Below are 15,481 nucleotides of genomic sequence, written 5' to 3' on the forward strand. Positions count from 1 at the left end.
GCGAGCCGGCGTGCCCGCGGCCGAGCGGCGCGTCGGGGTCTCGACGCTGCCGCACACGCTCCTCGTACGCCCGGACGGCCTGGTGGCCTTCAGCTGCACGGGCGCTAGAGGCTGGCGCGCCCCAAGCGAGAGCGCTGCGGACCGGGCACGCGCGGGCGTGACCTTGATCTCTCCCACGACTACCGCAACGTATGCGAGCATCGAGGTAGGAGCCTGACATGCCTAGACCCTGGATCGCCCTTGCTCTCTACGCGCTCTATTTCGGGCTCGCGTTTGGATGGCGCTCGCTCAGGCAGCGCCGTGCGACTGGATCGACGGGCTTTCGCGGTATATCGGGCCCACCTGGGTCGCTGCCATGGCTCGGTGGGGTGCTCTTCGCGATCGCGCTCCTCCTTGCGGTGCTAGCCCCTGTCGTGGAGCTTGCGCGCTGGGTTGGTCCTCTGGCCGAGCCCAGCCCGCTCGTCGTCGGGCTCGGGGCGGCCACGACGATCGCGGGAATACTCGGCACGCTGTGGTCACAGGGGGCGATGGGTGAGTCGTGGCGCGTCGGCGTCAGCGAGGCGGAGCGCACGAGCCTCGTGACCCGAGGGCCGTTCGCGGTGGTGCGGAACCCGATCTTCAGCTTCATGATGCTGGCCGCGCTCGGCCTGGCGCTCGTCCTCCCCAACGCGGCCGCGCTCGCCTCCTTCTTGGCGCTGGTCGTCGCGATCGAGCTGCAGGTCCGCTTCGTCGAAGAGCCGTACCTCCTGCGCACGCACGGGAACGCCTACGCCGAATACTGTGCGCGCGCGGGACGCTTCATCCCCGGCTTTGGCCTTGGAGTGCCGTCGAAGCGCACCGTCGATGGCGCGTCAGTACCCGGAAAGGCCTCCTCGCGCGACGAATAGCCCGAAATTGTGAGCCGACTAGCTGCTTGGGCCGATGACGTCAGGTACTACACCGCTCGCCGTTGAGCTGCGGGATCTCCGGCACGACTTCGTCCTGGGTGACGGGCGGCGCGTCCCCGCGCTGCGGCTGGAGAGCCTAGAGATCGCGGCCGGAGAGCGTCTCGTCGTACGAGGCCCCAACGGGTCGGGCAAGACGACGCTGCTGCATGTCATCGCCGGCCTGCTCCGCCCGCAGGAGGGACGCGTCTACGTGGACGGGGTGGACCTCTTCGGCCTATCCGAAGCCGCCCGCGACCGCTTCCGTGCGCGTCGGATCGGCTACCTATTCCAGACATTCTGCCTCCTGGAGCCGCTGTCCGCCCTCGAGAATGTCCTCTGCGCTGCCAGCTTCGGGGGGGTCGGGTCCCGCCGAGCGCAGCGCGAGAGGGCTGAGGCGATGCTCATTCGCTTCGGACTCGCGCAGCGGCTTCACCATCGTCCATCGCAGCTTTCCACAGGCGAGCAGCAACGCGTGGCTGCGGCGCGCGCGCTGGTGAACGATCCCGCCGTGGTCCTCTGCGATGAGCCGACCGCGAGCCTCGATCCACGTGGCTCGCGCCGGCTGCTGCGAGAGCTGGACAAGCACTGCGAAGAGCACGATGCGACCCTCATCGTCGTCAGCCATGACCAGGAGGCCCTCCCTCCGTCCCGGTCGTTGGCCCTCGGTCGGAAAACGAGGTCTGCATGAATGCCTGGGACCTTGCCCGCAGGTTCCTGCGCTGGCGCGCGGTCGCGACCTTGATGAGCGTGATGTCCATCAGCCTGTCCGTCGGGCTCGTCGCGAGCCTTCGCGCCATTCCCGCCGCGCTCAGGCAGGGCGCCGTGGCGCCCGCAGACGGGGTTCCTATCCTCGTGGGAGTGGGCGATTCCTCATCGCGCCTCCTGTTCGCAGCGCTTTTCCTTGAACCGCCGGAACTGCCGGATCTGCCGACCGATGTCTTGCGCCGCGTCACGTCCAGCCCAGGAGTGCTACAGGTCGCACCCCTTCGCATCCGCCATGGGACCGATGGCCCCCTCGTCTCCACGTCACGCGCCTACTTCCGGATGCGCCAGGGGGCTGTACACCTGCGCGAAGGTCGTTTCTTCCGGGACGACGAGGGCGACGCCGTCGTGGTGGGAAGCGCAGTCGCACGTGACCAGCGTCTCAGGGCCGGGGCATCGCTCGTCGAGGGGTCGCGTCGCGCCACCGTCGTTGGGGTGCTCGAGGTCACGGGCACCGCGGTTGACCGGACCGTGTTTTTACCGCTCGGCTCGGACGAGACAGCCATCTCGGCGATCTTCGTCGTCCCGAGCGCGCCATCCGATGGGGAGGCGCTTCGCCGGGATCTGGCCGCTCCGGGAGCCAACGTGATCGACGTTGAAGCAGCGCTCCGCCGGATCGTCCGGATGGTGAGCGCCGTCGACGAGATCGTGTCGTGGCTGTCGGTGGCGATCGTCGTCCTCGTCTTCGCGCTCGTACTAGCTACCTTCTACTCGAGTGTCCGGGAGCGCTTGCGCGATCTAGCCGTTCTGCGTGCCATCGGCGCGAGGCGACGCACCCTAGTGCTGGTCCTCGCTCTCGAGTCCGCTGTGATCGGCTTCGCGGGCGCCGCTCTGGGCCTAGTGCTCGCCCAGGTGCTGGTCGAGCTTGCCGGGTCATCCCTCTCTGGCATCGGCTACGGGTTCGCGCCACGGCTCGGCTGGGACGCGATCATGGTCGGCGTAGCCGCCCTCGGCACCACCATCGGTGCAGGTGTCGTGACGTCGCTGTCGGCCTACCAGATTGATCCGGTTCAAGCGCTCAGCGGGGTGCACCGGCCATGGCGCGAGATCATAGCTCCAAGGAGTTTCTCCGACCTGCGCCGACTCGTTTTCTTCCTGCTGGTGCTGTTCGTGACTTACCTGCCAACCGCGATGGACATGGGCCAGGCCGGACGGCGGATGCCAGGCGTGCAGGCGTACCCGATTTTCAACGCTCTTCGCAACTGGGACGGCGATGGGCCCAAACCTCCGGCGGTCGCTGACCTGGAGGGCACCCACGTCGAACTGGAAGGGTACCAGTACGTGCCCTTCGCGCCTGGCAAGGCAGCCTGGCACTCGGCCTTCTTCCTTGTCGCGGACGATCCCAACAAGCCGGCCGAGCTGTTCCACGAGGACGCTCCTCAGCCGGCGCGGAACGAACGCATCCTCGTTGAGCTGAACGAGCCCATCGAGGCGACGCTGCACGTCGTGCGCGTTCGGGGAACTCTCACCATCAAGGCTGAGCGCACGCCCCTCGGGGAGGCCCTGTACCACTTGAAAGGGGCGCGCGCCGAGGTCGTGGCACTCGATGTAGATTGACGCTTGCCCTGGCGAGCTTCGAGGAGAGTAGACGCAGCACCGCGCCGCCGGTGGTTGAATTGAGAATTGAGATCCATGAGGTCACCGGCTTAGCCGATCCGCACGCACCTATTCACAGCACTCGTCCTTGCCTTCCCAGGCTTCCCGCCCCTCGTGTACGAGGAAGTAGGCCACACCGAGCGCTGCGAGCGGATCGGCCCACCACCAGCCGAACAGCGCGTTGATTCCGATCCCGCCGAACGTGATCAGCGACAGCCACCAGCACGCGGTGGTCTGGAAGGCATCCGCCGCCATCGCCCGGCTCCCGAGCGCGGCGGCGGCTCTCCTCTTTGCCCGCGCGAGCCACAGCATCACGGCGAGCGATATGGCCGTAAGCACAATGCCGACGAGACTCGTCTCAGGCATCTCTTTGAGCCAGAGCGCCTTACCAGCATCGAAGGTGATATACGCTGCCAGCGCAAAGAGGGAGACTGCGACGAGCTTGCGCGCCCGGTGCTCAATCCGCTCGATCTCTTCATGGTCGCGCTTCCCACCTTCGGCCTTGAGCCGCCAGATCAGCACGCTGCCGGACAGGCTCTCGACGAAGCTGTCGACCCCAAATCCCAGGAGCGCGACGCTTCCCGCGGCAAGGGCGGCAGTGACCGCGATGACCCCTTCGACGACGTTCCAGCCGACCGTCAAATATTCCAGCCGCAGGGCTCGCTGGAGCAGCTCAGTGCGATTGGAGGTGGCGATCGAGCTCATGGATTCATCTCCTTGTGCGGTCATCAGAGGTCCTCTGGTCAGCTTCAGCGCGGGAGCCTTCCCGCGGAGATCAAGAGCTCGATCTTGGCGTTTGCATGGGCGTGTTCGGCGTCGAGGAGCGCCGCTTGGGCATCGAGGACCTCGCGATGGGCCAGAAGGACGCTCGCGAGATCGCTCTCTCCGAGCTCATAAGCCCGCGTCGCGAGCGCCGCGGTCTGCTCGATCAACTTGGCCGACGGTGCCAGTGCATCGAGGGCCGTCTTCGTCGCCAAGTAGCGCGCGTAGAGCTCTCGGATGTTCCCGGTGGCCCCGGCCATGCTCGCGTCGAGCCGGGCTCGAGCGGCATCGACCTCCGCGGCGGAGGTCGCCGCGGCACTGCGGTTGGCGTTCAGGAGGGGGACGGGCACGCTGAGGCCGAGCAGCCCGATGTTCGCGCCGTCGTCTCGCTCGTACTGGGCGAGGATGCTGATCGTCGGCCAGCGTGCCGCGCGCTCGCGCCCCCAGCGCGCCCGCGCGGCGTCCATTGAAGCCTTCGCCGCGCGGACGTCCGTGCGGTGGTCAACGCTGGCGAGGAGAGCTTGCAGCGCCGGTGGATCGCCCTCAGGCACGAGCACCCCTTCCACGGCCGGTCCCGGCTGCTGGAGCCCAAGCAGGGTGAGCAACCCTTGCCGATCCGCGTCCCGGGCCCCCTGCGCGGAGTGCTCGGCGGCGGCGTCCCGTCCAGCCTGGAGCAGCGCAAGCGTCACATCGAGCGCCGGCACCTCACCCGCCGCGCGGCGCTTCTCGGCCGCGGCCGCGAGACGCTGCGCCAGCAGCCGGCGGACCGCGGCGAGGGCGACCTGTCGCTCGTCTTGGAGCACGAGGGCATGCTGGAGGAGCGCCGCGAGCAGCTGACGTCGTGCGGCGTCGCTGTTCGTCGCCACGACGGCGTGCTCCTCGGCCTTGGCGGCATCGATGCGCGCGGAGCGCTGACCGCCGAGGTCGATGGGCCATGACAGGGACGCGACGCTGGCGAACGGCTTGGACCCGTCCGGGTTGAGGCGCACGCCACCCATCCACGAGACGGCCGGGTTCTCGAGCGAGAGCACGCCGGCGGCGGCGGTCGAGGCGCGCGCAACCGAGATCTCCGCAGCAGAGACGCGCGAGGCGGGCGCCGCGCTCACCAGCTCGGCAATGCGCGCCCGTGTAAGTGCCTCTTCTGCATTGACCCGCACGGACGACGTGAGGAGAGGGACCACTACACACGCCGCCGTTGCAATACGGCGAGATATCGAGAGATGAAACATGCCGTTCAACACCTCCGGGCGCTTTTGGCGCCTTTGCGTTGAGATTCTGTTGATATTTCCGGCGGCGGTGGGATGCCGCGATGCGTCCCGCACCGCCAGGCGAGCGATGATCATGGCGTCCCCCGCTGCGCCTCCGCCAGGACGGCGCGCGCCGCTGCCGAACGCCACTCGCGCGCGCCGGCCGCGTGAAACGCGAGCTTGCCTGATGGCTGCACGAAATATGTATCCGGCAGCGTCCTGACACCGTACCGCTTGTGCTCGTCGCCCTGCACCCCGCGAACGATGTCCGGCGGCACGGTTCCTTCGAAGAACGACTGCACGACATGCCAGCTCTCGTCGACTGCAACGGCGAGCAGGATGACCCCTTCCGTTTGATGCTCGCGCGCAAACGCGAGCAGCCCCGGGAGCTCCGCCTCGCAGGGGCCGCACCAGGTCGCCCAGAAATGGAGCAAAACCGTCCGGCCCCGCAGGTCGTAAAGGCGGACGCGGCTCCCGTCCGCCTTCTCTACCTCGACATCGGGCGCCTCGGCGGCCGGCAAGGGCTCCGTGTCGAACGGAGCATCGACGCGCTGCGACCTTGCTTCCTCGACGGCGCGGTAGGTGAGCACCGCGCCGCCTTGGACGAGCCCCAGCGCGCCCAGGACTCCGAGACCACGTAGCCACTGCCTTGCGCCCGAGGTCATGCGGCAGGCTTGGGCTCGACAGGTGCGAAGCCCTGCTCAGCGTGAGGCGGCGCCGGCTCCGCCCTCGGTGACGCGCTGTGCTTCGCTGCGATGAGATCGTACAGCACCGGGAGAACCAGCAGCGTGAGCAGCGTGGAGGACACCACCCCGCCGATGACCACCGTGGCCAGCGGGCGCTGCACCTCGGCGCCGATGCCGGTGTTCATGGCCATCGGAACGAAGCCGAGGCTCGCGACCAGCGCCGTCATCAAGACGGGACGCAGTCTCCGCTCAGCGGCTTCCAGGATTGCCTGCCGCATGGGCAGCCCGCGCGCGAGGAGATCGCGGATCGTCGACACGAGCACCATGTCGCCGAGCACGCTGACCCCGGAGAGCGCGATGAAACCGACGCCGGCAGCGATGCTGAAGGGCAGGTCTCGGAGCCAGAGCGCGAAGATGCCGCCGACCGCGGCGAAGGGCACGCCGGTGAAGACCCTCAGCGCGTCGAGGACGCGACCGTAGGTGAAGTACAGCAGCACGAAGATGAGCGCGAGCGCGATGGGGACCACGATGAGCAGCCGCGTCTTCGCCTGCTCGAGGTGCTCGAACTGGCCCCCATAACGGACGTAGTAGCCCGGCGGCAAATCCACCTCGCGCTCGATCGCGGCCATCGCCTCCTTCACGTAGCTGCCGACGTCGCGGTCCCGCACGTTCGCCTGGATGACCACGCGGCGCTTGGCCCACTCGCGGTTGATCGTGGTGGGCCCCTCGGTGAGCGTGATCTTGGCGAGCCGCGCCAGGGGGATGTGATCGCCGCCGGGCGACGTCACGAGGATGCGCGCGACGCTGGCCGGGTCCTTCCGGTAGCGATCGTCGATGCGGAGCGTGATGGGGAAGCGCCGTTCGCCCTCCTGCATCTCGCCGACCTCGCGCGTCCCGAGGGCCTCGACCACGTCGAGCACGTCTCGCGCCGCGATCCCGTGCCGCGCGATCGCTGCGCGATCGACCTCGATCTGAACTACCGGCTGGCCGGTGATCTGCTCGGTCGAGACGTCGGCAGCTCCAGGGATGCTCTTGAGCACCCGGTCGATCTCGCGCGCCTTGGCCTTGAGGACGTCGAAGTCGTCGCCGAAGAGCTTGACCCCCACGTCGCCACGGACGCCCGCGACCATCTCGTTCACGCGCATCTCGATCGGCTGCATGAAGGCCATCCGCATACCGGGCAGCGCAGAGAGCTCCTCCTGCATGGCCTTGACCAGCTCCTCCTGCGTCGAGCCCTGCTTCCATCGCTCGCGAGGCGTCAGCGTGACGAAGACGTCCGTGAGCTCGAGGCCCATCGGATCGGTTGCCACCTCCGGCGTCCCGGTCCGGCTCCAGATCCGCTCGATCTCGTCTGGGAACTTCTTGAGCAGCGCTCGCTCGATCTGGAGCCCATACCGGATCGACTCATCGGCCGACACGCCCGCGAGCCGCACGGTGTTGATCACGATGGAGCCTTCGCGCAGCTTCGGCACGAACTCCGAGCCGAGGCGTGTCGCCACGAAGGCCGCGTTGCCGAGCATCAGCACCGCGCCGGCGAGCACGGCCCAGCGGTATCGGAGCCCGAGCCGGAGCACCGGGCGGTAGACGCGCTTCAACGAGCGCACGAGCAGGTTGTCCCGCTCCACCATCCGCCTGGGCAGGAACAAGCTCGCGAGCACCGGCATCAGGGTGAGCGAAAGCACCATCGAGCCGATCAGGGCGAAGATGACGGTCAGCGCCATCGGCCGGAAGAGCTTCCCCTCGATTCCCTCGAGGAAGAGCACGGGCAGGTAGACGATCATGATGATCAGCTCGCCGAACATCGTCGGCTTGCGGACCTCGATCGCCGCCTCCTTCACCACCTCGATCTTGCTCCGGTCGGTATCGTCCTCCGCGAGCCTGCGAACCGAGTTCTCGACCATGATGACGGAGCTGTCGACGACCAGCCCGAAGTCGATCGCGCCGAGGCTCATCAGGCTGCCGGCGATGCCTGCGCGGAGCATCAGGTCGAAGGCGAACAGCATCGACAGCGGGATCGCGGCCGCCACGATGAGGCCCGCGCGCAAGTTGCCCAGGAACGCGAAGAGCACCGCAATGACGAGGAGCGCCCCCTCCAAGAGGTTGGTGCGCACCGTCCGGAGCACGTTGTCGACGAGCTCCGTCCGGTCGTAGGCCGTCCGCACCTGGACGCCCTCGGGCAGGCTCTTCTTGATCTCCTCGAGGCGCAGCTTGAGGCGGCTGGTCACGTCGTGGCTGTTCTCGCCCATCATCATGAAGCCGAGGCCAAGGACGGCTTCGCCCTTGCCGTCGGCGGTGACCGCCGCGCGCCGGATCTCCCGCCCCTCGCGGACCTTGGCCACGTCGCGGACGCGGATGGGGACGCCCTCGTCGGTCCGCACCACGATGTCCTCGATGTCCGACAGCCGCGTGACGATGCCCACGCCCTGGACGAGGCTGGACTCGCCCGCCTGATCGAGCGTGCCTCCTCCGACGTTCTCGTTGTTACGCTCGAGCGCCTCGGTGAGGTCGGCCAGCGTCAGGCCGCGGGTGTGGAGCGCGACCGGGTCGACGACGACGTGGATCTGCCGCTCATCTCCGCCCCAGGCATTGACCTCCGCGACGCCGCGAACGGAACGGAGCTGGGGCTTGATGATCCAGTCGTGTATGGACCGGAGCTCGGCGAGGCTCTTGCCCTCTCCTTCCACCGTGTAGTGGAAGACCTCGCCGAGGCCGGTAGCCACCGGACCCAGCTGCGGCCGCGCGATCCCAGGCGGGAGCTCCACGCTCTGGAGCCGCTCCGAGACGACCTGCCGCGCGAGGTAGATGTCGGTCCCATCCTCGAAGATGACGGTGACCTGAGATAGCCCGAAGCGCGTCAGAGAACGCACCTCCTCGAGGCGGGGGAGCCCCGAGATGGCCTGCTCCACCGGGGCGGTGATCTGGCGCTCGATCTCCAGCGGCGAGAGCGCCGGCGCCACCGTGTTGATCTGCACCTGCACCGGCGTCGTGTCGGGGAATGCGTCGATGGGTAGGCGCCGGAAGGCGATCACGCCGGCAACGACGACGCCGACCGAGAGCAGAATCACGATCAGCCGGTGCCGGAGCGAGAGCTCGATGATCTTATTGAGCACGTCACTCTCCCTCGCAGCAGCCGGCCCCGATGCTCTCTTTCAGCGTCTCGGTCTTCAGCAGGAAGCTACCCTGTGTCACCACGTCCTCGCCGGGACGAAGCCCCTTCTTCACCTCGACGAGCTCTCCTTCGGTCATCCCGGTCTCGACGCGTCGCGTCTCGTACTCGTCCTCTTTCAGCCGCACGAAGGCGAGGTGGACGTCTTTGGCGCGCTGCACGGCCGCGCGCGGGACCATGACGGCCTCCCGTTCTCCTTTGACGGCGATCCGGGCCTGACCGAACATGTGCGCGCGCATCGCGCCGTCCGGGTTCGGGAGCGGCACGCGCGCCTTGGCCGTGCGGGTGTGCGGATCCACCGCGGGCGCCAGGTAGGTGATGCTGCCGGAGAACTCGCGCCCGGGCAGGGCGTCAAGGACCAGCGTCACCGCCTGTTCAGGTGCCACGAGCGGCAGATCGGCCTCGGGGATGTCGAGCTCCGCCCACATGGACGAGGTGTCCACGATCTCGATGAGGACCTGATCAGGGCTCACCAGCTTGCCGATCGTGGCGCTGCGCTCGGTGACCACACCCGATATAGGGGCGCTCAGGGTGTAACCTCCGACCCCGCTTCCGGATGCTCCCATGACCGAGAGCGACGCGGCGAGCGCCGCTTGCTCGCTCTTGGCCTCATCGAGCTCCTGCTTCGCTGCAAGCAGGCTCTTCTGAGAAGCGATCCCCTCCTGCACGAGGGACTGCTCCCGCTTGTGGTTCTGCTCGGCGATGTCCACCCGGGACCGAGCCGCGTGGAGCTTGGCCCGATCGGCGCCGACCTCGGCGCTGTCGACCACGATCAGCGCGTCGCCTTTCTTGACCTTGCTGCCGACGTCGACCTTGAGCTCCCGGACCACGCCGGGGGATCGGGCGTTGATCTGGGCGAGCTTCGTCGCGTCGTAGGCGAGCCGCGCCGTGGTGGCCACGCCACCACCGCCGGCGCGGACGATCGCCTTTGCAGTCTCGATCCCGGCCACTGTGGCGGTGTCCTTCTTCTTGAAGCGGATCTTCGTCCCGTCGGCAGGGGCCCCGTCGCTGCCCACGTCCGCCGCCGGCTTGCCGCCCCGCTCAGGGTGGCAGGTCGGGCAGATCGACTCCGGAAAGCCGTGCTCGCCGCACCAGTCGCCCTTGGCCTTGAAGATGGCCGCCAGCTTGGGGTTGCACTTGGTGCACAGGGCCTCGAGCACGCCGTGCTCCTTGCACATCGCCCCCTCCGCCGGCGGTGCGCTGGCCTTGGCCTCGGCGCGCGCTTCCCCGTGGGAAGACGCGCTGTCCTTACCACTGCAGCCGCAGGCGACGAGCGCGATGAGCATGGCGCAGCCGCGCCTTCGAATCAGTTCACGGCGCATCTCACGACTCCTTGGTCGGTCGCACGATCTTGAGGTTGGGATTGCACTTCAGGCATTGCGACTCGGGCACCCCGTGCTCGGCGCACCAGTCGCCGGTCGCCTTGAACGCGGGGACCAGCTCCGGGCTGCAACGGGTGCACTGCGACTCCGGCACCTGATGCTCATCGCACCAGTCCTCGTGCGAGCCGGGTTTCACCTCCTTCGGTGCGTGCCCCTTGGCCTCGGAGGCCGCGCTCTGCTGCTCCGGTTTGGCGGAGGCGCCCGGCTCCTTGGAGCAGGCTCCAGTACCCAGGGCCAGTGCTGCGACAATCGACAGTACAAGTTGACGAACGTTCATGATCGACACTCCTTCCGACATGGATCCCTATGTTGCGCGCGCACCAAGGCGCGGCCTGCCCGACCCAGCGCGACGAGGCGCGCGGCTGCTGCGCCGCGGTGCGGAGCCGGTCGTCAGGCAGGGCAGCGCCGCCACCGTCTCCGCGCTCGCATGACCACCTCGAGCCTGGTCATCTGCGGCGCCCGACCCAGGCAGCACGCCAACGGCGTGTGCGCAAGCGGAGCGCGCTCAGACGCTCACGGCACCAGACGATCAGCGCTTACCGGGGAGCGAGGGCGCTTGCCTGGTCAGGCGCGGAGCCTTGGGACGTGGAGGATGTCGGCTGGTTCGCTGGACGGGGGAGCACGACCGGCACGGAACCACGTGATCTCTGCGGCTACCGGAGCTGGGAGCACGAGGTCGAGCGGTGCTGCCGCGACCGCGCGGAGCGTGGCCCCAAGGCAGCCCGGGGCGCAGTCGATGGGGCAGGGGCAGTCCTCGTCCTCGTCGTGCTCGCCGCTCCCCGCTGGGATAGAGGCGCCGCATGCTTCAGCGACGGATTCGACGCACGGGAAAAGGAAGGCGGCCGTGAACTGGCTGAGAAGGACGGCGAGCACGAACACCGAGATGATCCGGACCACCTGCCGGATCCCCCGCGTTCTTGAGGTTGGCCGCCGCGTCACGGCCGGAAGACTAACCCAGATCGATGACGGATGCACTACTTCTGTCCCACGCTGTTCTCGGCAGACGCTGCATCGTCTCGAAATTCTCCGTCGAAGCCACCACTTCTAGCCGCGTGCTCTGGCTTGACCGCGATCCACCCATGCATTAGCGATGTTCGCCGCGACCACACCCGCGACGAGCCCGCCGATCAGCCCGGCCGCCTCGCCGAACAGCAGCGCGCCGCACCGAAGCGCGGCGATCGAGCTCACCCAGAGCACCATCCCCATGGCGGTCGTAGCGCGGTGCTCGCTCGGCACACGCGGCACGAGCAAGGCCAGGGACAGGCCGAACAGAGCGCCCGCCGCGACGCACAGCCCCGGCATCGTGCAGCACGCCGCCGAGCTCATGCCCACATCCGCACTGCAGCATAGGCGCAGCACTGAGGGAGGAAGAGCGAGCGTCGCGAGCCCCGCCACGAGCCCACGCCGCGCGCCGCGCAGCAGCCACGTCCCACGCCACTCGACAAAGACCCAGACCAGCAGGGGCACGGGAAGCCATACGAGCGCGCGCTGTCCCACGGCAATCAGTGCGACCACAACGGCAACCGAAGTGACTCCCGCAGCGCGCACCATTGACACCCGCAGGCGTCCGACCTCGTACGCTCGCCTCGCCGCTCGGCGTGCGGCCCCGAAATCACTGCTCATCGAGCCCTCCTAGTACTACAGTCGTACTTCGGCGAGGCAGCCGGCCCCGTCCTACAGCCGCACGCTTTCGGGTCGGCGGGTCTCGTGCATGGTCCCCGCCGCACCACAGACATCCCGACGCCCGGCTCGGTCGGACGTCGCGCTTCTGCACGAACCCGCGGCGCTGAGTGAAGTCTGGGCACGCGCCTGGGCAGGCTTCGTCGAGCGCGTGGGCAGCCACTTCGCACGCGCCGAGGTTCGTGCCCATGTCGCCGACTACCTCAGGGGATTGCTCAGCCCGATCGAACGGAAGAACAGCTGGCAGTTCGCCGAGGCTATCGGCGATCCGACCCCCGTACGCACTGCAGCACCTGCTCAGTCGTGCGCGTTGGGATCCGGACGCTGTGCGCGACGACCTCCGCGCCTACGTCGTCGATCATCTCGGCCATCCAACGGGCGTGCTGGCGATCGATGAGACGGGCTTCTTGAAGAAGGGTACGCATTCGGCCGGGGTGCAGCGGCAGTACAGCGGCACGGCCGGTCGGATCGAGAACTCTCAGGTGGGGGTCTTTCTCTCCTATGCTACGCTGCGAGGGCGTACCTTCCTCGATCGAGCACTCTACCTGCCGGTGTCATGGATCGAGGACCGTGCGCGCTGCAAGCGCGCACGAGTACCCGAGAACGTGACGTTTGCAACCAAGCCGCAGTTGGCGCTGCAGATGGTGCAGCGAGCCTTGGACGCAGGCGTACCTGCCGCCTGGGTTGTGGGCGATGAGGTGTACGGTGACGACAGCAAGCTGCGGCGCTGGCTGGAGGAACGAGAGCAGCCGTACGTGCTTGCGGTCTCGAGCCAGCACCGGATCTGGAAGGAATGGCGCCAGATCAAGGTGAGCGAGCTCCTGCGACAGGTGCCTGCGGATGGCTGGCACCGCCTCAGCGCAGGCGACGGTGCCAAGGGACCACGGATCTATGACTGGGCCTTCGCCCGCTTTTCCGCAGCGAAGCCGTGTCGCTGGCAACGCGGAATCCTGTTCCGCCGCAGCCTCGCCGATCCGACAGACGTCGCGTACTACGCCGTCTTCGCCGCGAAAACCACCCCATCGTTCGAAGTGGTCCGTGCCGCGGGGAGCCGCTGGTCGATCGAAGAGTGCTTCGAGAGTGCGAAGGGCGAGGTCGGCCTCGACCATTACGAAGTCCGCAGCTTCACGGGCTGGTACCGTCACATCACCCTCGCGCTCTTTGCGCACGCATTCCTGACGGTCCAGCGGGCTGCTTCCGAGGCGCCCGCCGGGAAAAAAATCCGCCGCGCCCAGTCGGTCTGCCGCGCTCATCCCGCTGACCGTCCCCGAGGTGCGCCGCCTGCTCTGGGCGCTGCAGTGGACCGCGCCGGCTGAGCCCGACGCGGTCCTGAGCTGGTCCTGGTGGCGGCGGCATCACCAGGCGCTGGCGCGCAGCTGTCACTACCGGCGCCGTGGCGCTCGGCCGCCATAAGTACAACTGTAGTACTAGCCCTCCCCGCACACCGTGCACCAGGGCAGCCGCACGAGCGTGTGGTGCGACGTCTCGAAGGTGCAGAGGTCCTGAACGAGGAGTCGGCCCGCGAGCCGGGGGGCCGTGTACGCCGTGATCGCCTTGAGCGCCTCCATCGCCGCGAGCTGGCCAAGGAGCTGGCCCATCGCGCCGGCGTGCGGGGCCGGCGCGCCGCCCGGGCGCGCGGCGAGAGCGGGGTTCAGCGCCCCCACCTCCGCGCAGATCCGGCACGCGGTCTCGCCCGGGAACACAAGGGGGCCGACGACCGCCACCGCGCCCGCGAGGTGCGACCAGAGCGACACGATGCGATCGCGGTGGGCGAACCGCGCGACACGCTCCAGGAGCGGCTCGTCGTCCGCGCGCACGGCCGAGACGATCAGGTGGGGGCGCCCCTCGGGCGAGCGGAGATCGCCCTCCTCGAGCGCGGCGGCGGAGCTCTCGTCCACCCGGCACCGCGGCGCGCGCCCGCGGATCAGCGCGGCCACGGCGGCGCGGCGGGGCGCGCCGAGCGCCGCCGCGCCGCGCTCCCGGAGCACCGCGGCGTCGCCCGGCCCGACGACGCCGTCGTCGACCAGGTGGAGCGCGGCGACCCCCGCCGCCGCGAGCGCGAGCGCCGCCGAGGCGCCCCAGGGCTCGAGGCCCGCGACGAGCACACGCGCGCCCGCGAGCCGCTGCTGCGCCCCGGCGGCGGCCGCGGGCCACCGCCGGAGGAACTCGTCCTGGCCGCGGAGGCGCTCGCGATCGAGGGGCGCCGCCGCGTCGGGCGTCGCCTCGATGAACCCGCGCGCCTCGAGCAGGTCGAGGAACCGGATCACGCTCGCCGGCGAGTAGTCGGAGAGCGCCTCGATGACCGCCTGGCGATCGCGCGACCCGTCGAGCAGCGGCACCATGCGCTCGACGAACGCGCTCACGTCCGAGCCGGTGAGCTGGAAGGCGCCCAGGTCGGACTGGAGGATGACGCCCACGCCCGTGGGCGTGATGCTGGCCGAGCGGCTGAGTCGAATGCTGGGCATGGTGCTCTCCGACGGTCGTTGTTCAGGCGTGCTCGGTCTCTGACCGGCCCTCTCCCGGCCCGGGATGACCTATGCAGACGACGTAGATGGCCTCCTCGTCGGCCGGGAGCGCGAGGAGCGCGCTGAGCTCCTGGTCATAGAAGCCGCCGATGGCCACCGTGCCGAGGCCCATGGCCGTCGCGACGAGATAGAGGTTCTGGCCGAGGTGCCCGGCGTCCAGCCATACGTAGCGGTAGCCGCGCTGGCCGTACTTCCACATCGTGCGGAACGGGATCGCCGTGACGACGACCACGACGTTGGTGTTCACGAGCATGTCCTGACCGATCGCCAGATCGGCGAGCGCGGCGTGCGCGGCGCCTTCCCGCCGGAGCTCGAGCTCGTGCGCCCGGGCGTCGTAGTGGTGCAGGCCGTCCGGGATCCCCTCCACGGCCTGCGTCGCCACGTAGATCTCGAGCGGGTACCGGCCGCCCGCCGAGGGCGCGGGGCGCTGGCTGCTCCACTCCCCATCGCCCTTGCGCAGCGTCCGGACGCCGTAGCTCGCGTGGAGGAGCCGCCCGAGCGTCTCCAGCGGCATCGGCCTGAGGGCGAAATCGCGGACCGACCGCCGCTGCTCCAGCACCGCGCCGAGCGGGGTGTCGACCGCGAAATCGCGCCCGGGCAGCGCAGTGCGCGCCGAGCCCGCGTAGGTGCGGAAGCGGCGCGGCTGGAGATCTCCATCGAACGTCCGCTCTAGCGGCCGCGATCTCACGTGCGAGGACTGGAGGTGATAGAGCCGCGCGACGTCCACCTCTTTGCTCCTTGCCATGGTG

At 68.9% G+C, this 15,481-nt stretch carries 12 protein-coding genes and 1 pseudogene; 4 read left to right on the forward strand and 9 right to left on the reverse strand.

Annotated features, from left to right (window positions below):
• Positions 1-218: 218 nt before the first annotated feature.
• The 3 genes from WMF11_RS25200 to WMF11_RS25210 are packed head-to-tail and all read left to right on the forward strand — an operon-like array spanning position 219 to position 3,245.
• Positions 219-887: a methyltransferase family protein gene (locus WMF11_RS25200; protein WP_437979183.1), complete on the forward strand. Its 669-nt coding sequence runs from the start codon at positions 219-221 to the stop codon at positions 885-887.
• A 34-nt stretch (positions 888-921) separates the two neighbouring features.
• A complete protein-coding gene (locus WMF11_RS25205; protein ID WP_437979184.1) occupies positions 922-1,614 on the forward strand; it encodes an ABC transporter ATP-binding protein in 693 nt (230 codons plus the stop codon).
• Positions 1,611-3,245 carry an FtsX-like permease family protein gene (locus WMF11_RS25210; RefSeq protein ID WP_437979185.1) on the forward strand — a complete coding sequence of 545 codons (1,635 nt, stop codon included), beginning with the start codon at positions 1,611-1,613 and terminating at the stop codon, positions 3,243-3,245. The genes WMF11_RS25205 and WMF11_RS25210 overlap by 4 nt, the downstream gene beginning before the upstream one ends.
• Positions 3,246-3,353: 108 nt before the next feature.
• On the opposite strand, the gene WMF11_RS25215 is transcribed toward WMF11_RS25210, so the two are convergent.
• The 7 genes from WMF11_RS25215 to WMF11_RS25245 all read right to left on the reverse strand — a co-directional run bounded on the left by WMF11_RS25215 (position 3,354) and on the right by WMF11_RS25245 (position 12,150).
• The gene (locus tag WMF11_RS25215; protein WP_437979186.1) at positions 3,354-3,989 is read right to left on the reverse strand and encodes a cation diffusion facilitator family transporter; all 636 of its coding nucleotides are present in this window, start codon (positions 3,987-3,989) and stop codon (positions 3,354-3,356) included.
• A 44-nt stretch (positions 3,990-4,033) separates the two neighbouring features.
• Positions 4,034-5,389: a TolC family protein gene (locus WMF11_RS25220; protein WP_437979187.1), complete on the reverse strand. Its 1,356-nt coding sequence runs from the start codon at positions 5,387-5,389 to the stop codon at positions 4,034-4,036.
• Positions 5,386-5,958: a TlpA family protein disulfide reductase gene (locus tag WMF11_RS25225; protein WP_437979188.1), complete on the reverse strand. Its 573-nt coding sequence runs from the start codon at positions 5,956-5,958 to the stop codon at positions 5,386-5,388. The genes WMF11_RS25220 and WMF11_RS25225 overlap by 4 nt, the downstream gene beginning before the upstream one ends.
• Positions 5,955-9,089, reverse strand: coding sequence for an efflux RND transporter permease subunit (locus tag WMF11_RS25230; RefSeq protein WP_437979189.1), 3,135 nt, complete (start codon positions 9,087-9,089; stop codon positions 5,955-5,957). The genes WMF11_RS25225 and WMF11_RS25230 overlap by 4 nt, the downstream gene beginning before the upstream one ends.
• A gap of 1 nt (position 9,090) precedes the next feature.
• Positions 9,091-10,467, reverse strand: a complete 1,377-nt coding sequence (locus WMF11_RS25235) for an efflux RND transporter periplasmic adaptor subunit (RefSeq protein ID WP_437979190.1) — start codon at positions 10,465-10,467, stop codon at positions 9,091-9,093.
• Between the two features lies 1 nt (position 10,468).
• Positions 10,469-10,804 carry a hypothetical protein gene (locus WMF11_RS25240; protein WP_437979191.1) on the reverse strand — a complete coding sequence of 112 codons (336 nt, stop codon included), beginning with the start codon at positions 10,802-10,804 and terminating at the stop codon, positions 10,469-10,471.
• A gap of 767 nt (positions 10,805-11,571) precedes the next feature.
• Positions 11,572-12,150 carry a hypothetical protein gene (locus WMF11_RS25245; protein ID WP_437979192.1) on the reverse strand — a complete coding sequence of 193 codons (579 nt, stop codon included), beginning with the start codon at positions 12,148-12,150 and terminating at the stop codon, positions 11,572-11,574.
• 145 nt (positions 12,151-12,295) lie between these two features.
• On the opposite strand from WMF11_RS25245, the pseudogene WMF11_RS25250 reads away from it, so the two are divergent.
• Positions 12,296-13,523: pseudogene (locus tag WMF11_RS25250) on the forward strand (IS701 family transposase).
• 111 nt (positions 13,524-13,634) lie between these two features.
• Here the strand turns inward: WMF11_RS25250 and WMF11_RS25255 are convergent.
• A complete protein-coding gene (locus WMF11_RS25255) occupies positions 13,635-14,672 on the reverse strand; it encodes a TOMM precursor leader peptide-binding protein (protein ID WP_437979193.1) in 1,038 nt (345 codons plus the stop codon).
• Positions 14,673-14,694: 22 nt separating this feature from the next.
• The gene (locus WMF11_RS25260; RefSeq protein ID WP_437979194.1) at positions 14,695-15,477 is read right to left on the reverse strand and encodes a SagB/ThcOx family dehydrogenase; all 783 of its coding nucleotides are present in this window, start codon (positions 15,475-15,477) and stop codon (positions 14,695-14,697) included.
• Positions 15,478-15,481: the final 4 nt, after the last annotated feature.

It is taken from the genome of Sorangium sp. So ce295, assembly GCF_051527405.1.
Classification (GTDB): domain Bacteria; phylum Myxococcota_A; class Polyangia; order Polyangiales; family Polyangiaceae; genus Sorangium; species Sorangium cellulosum_B.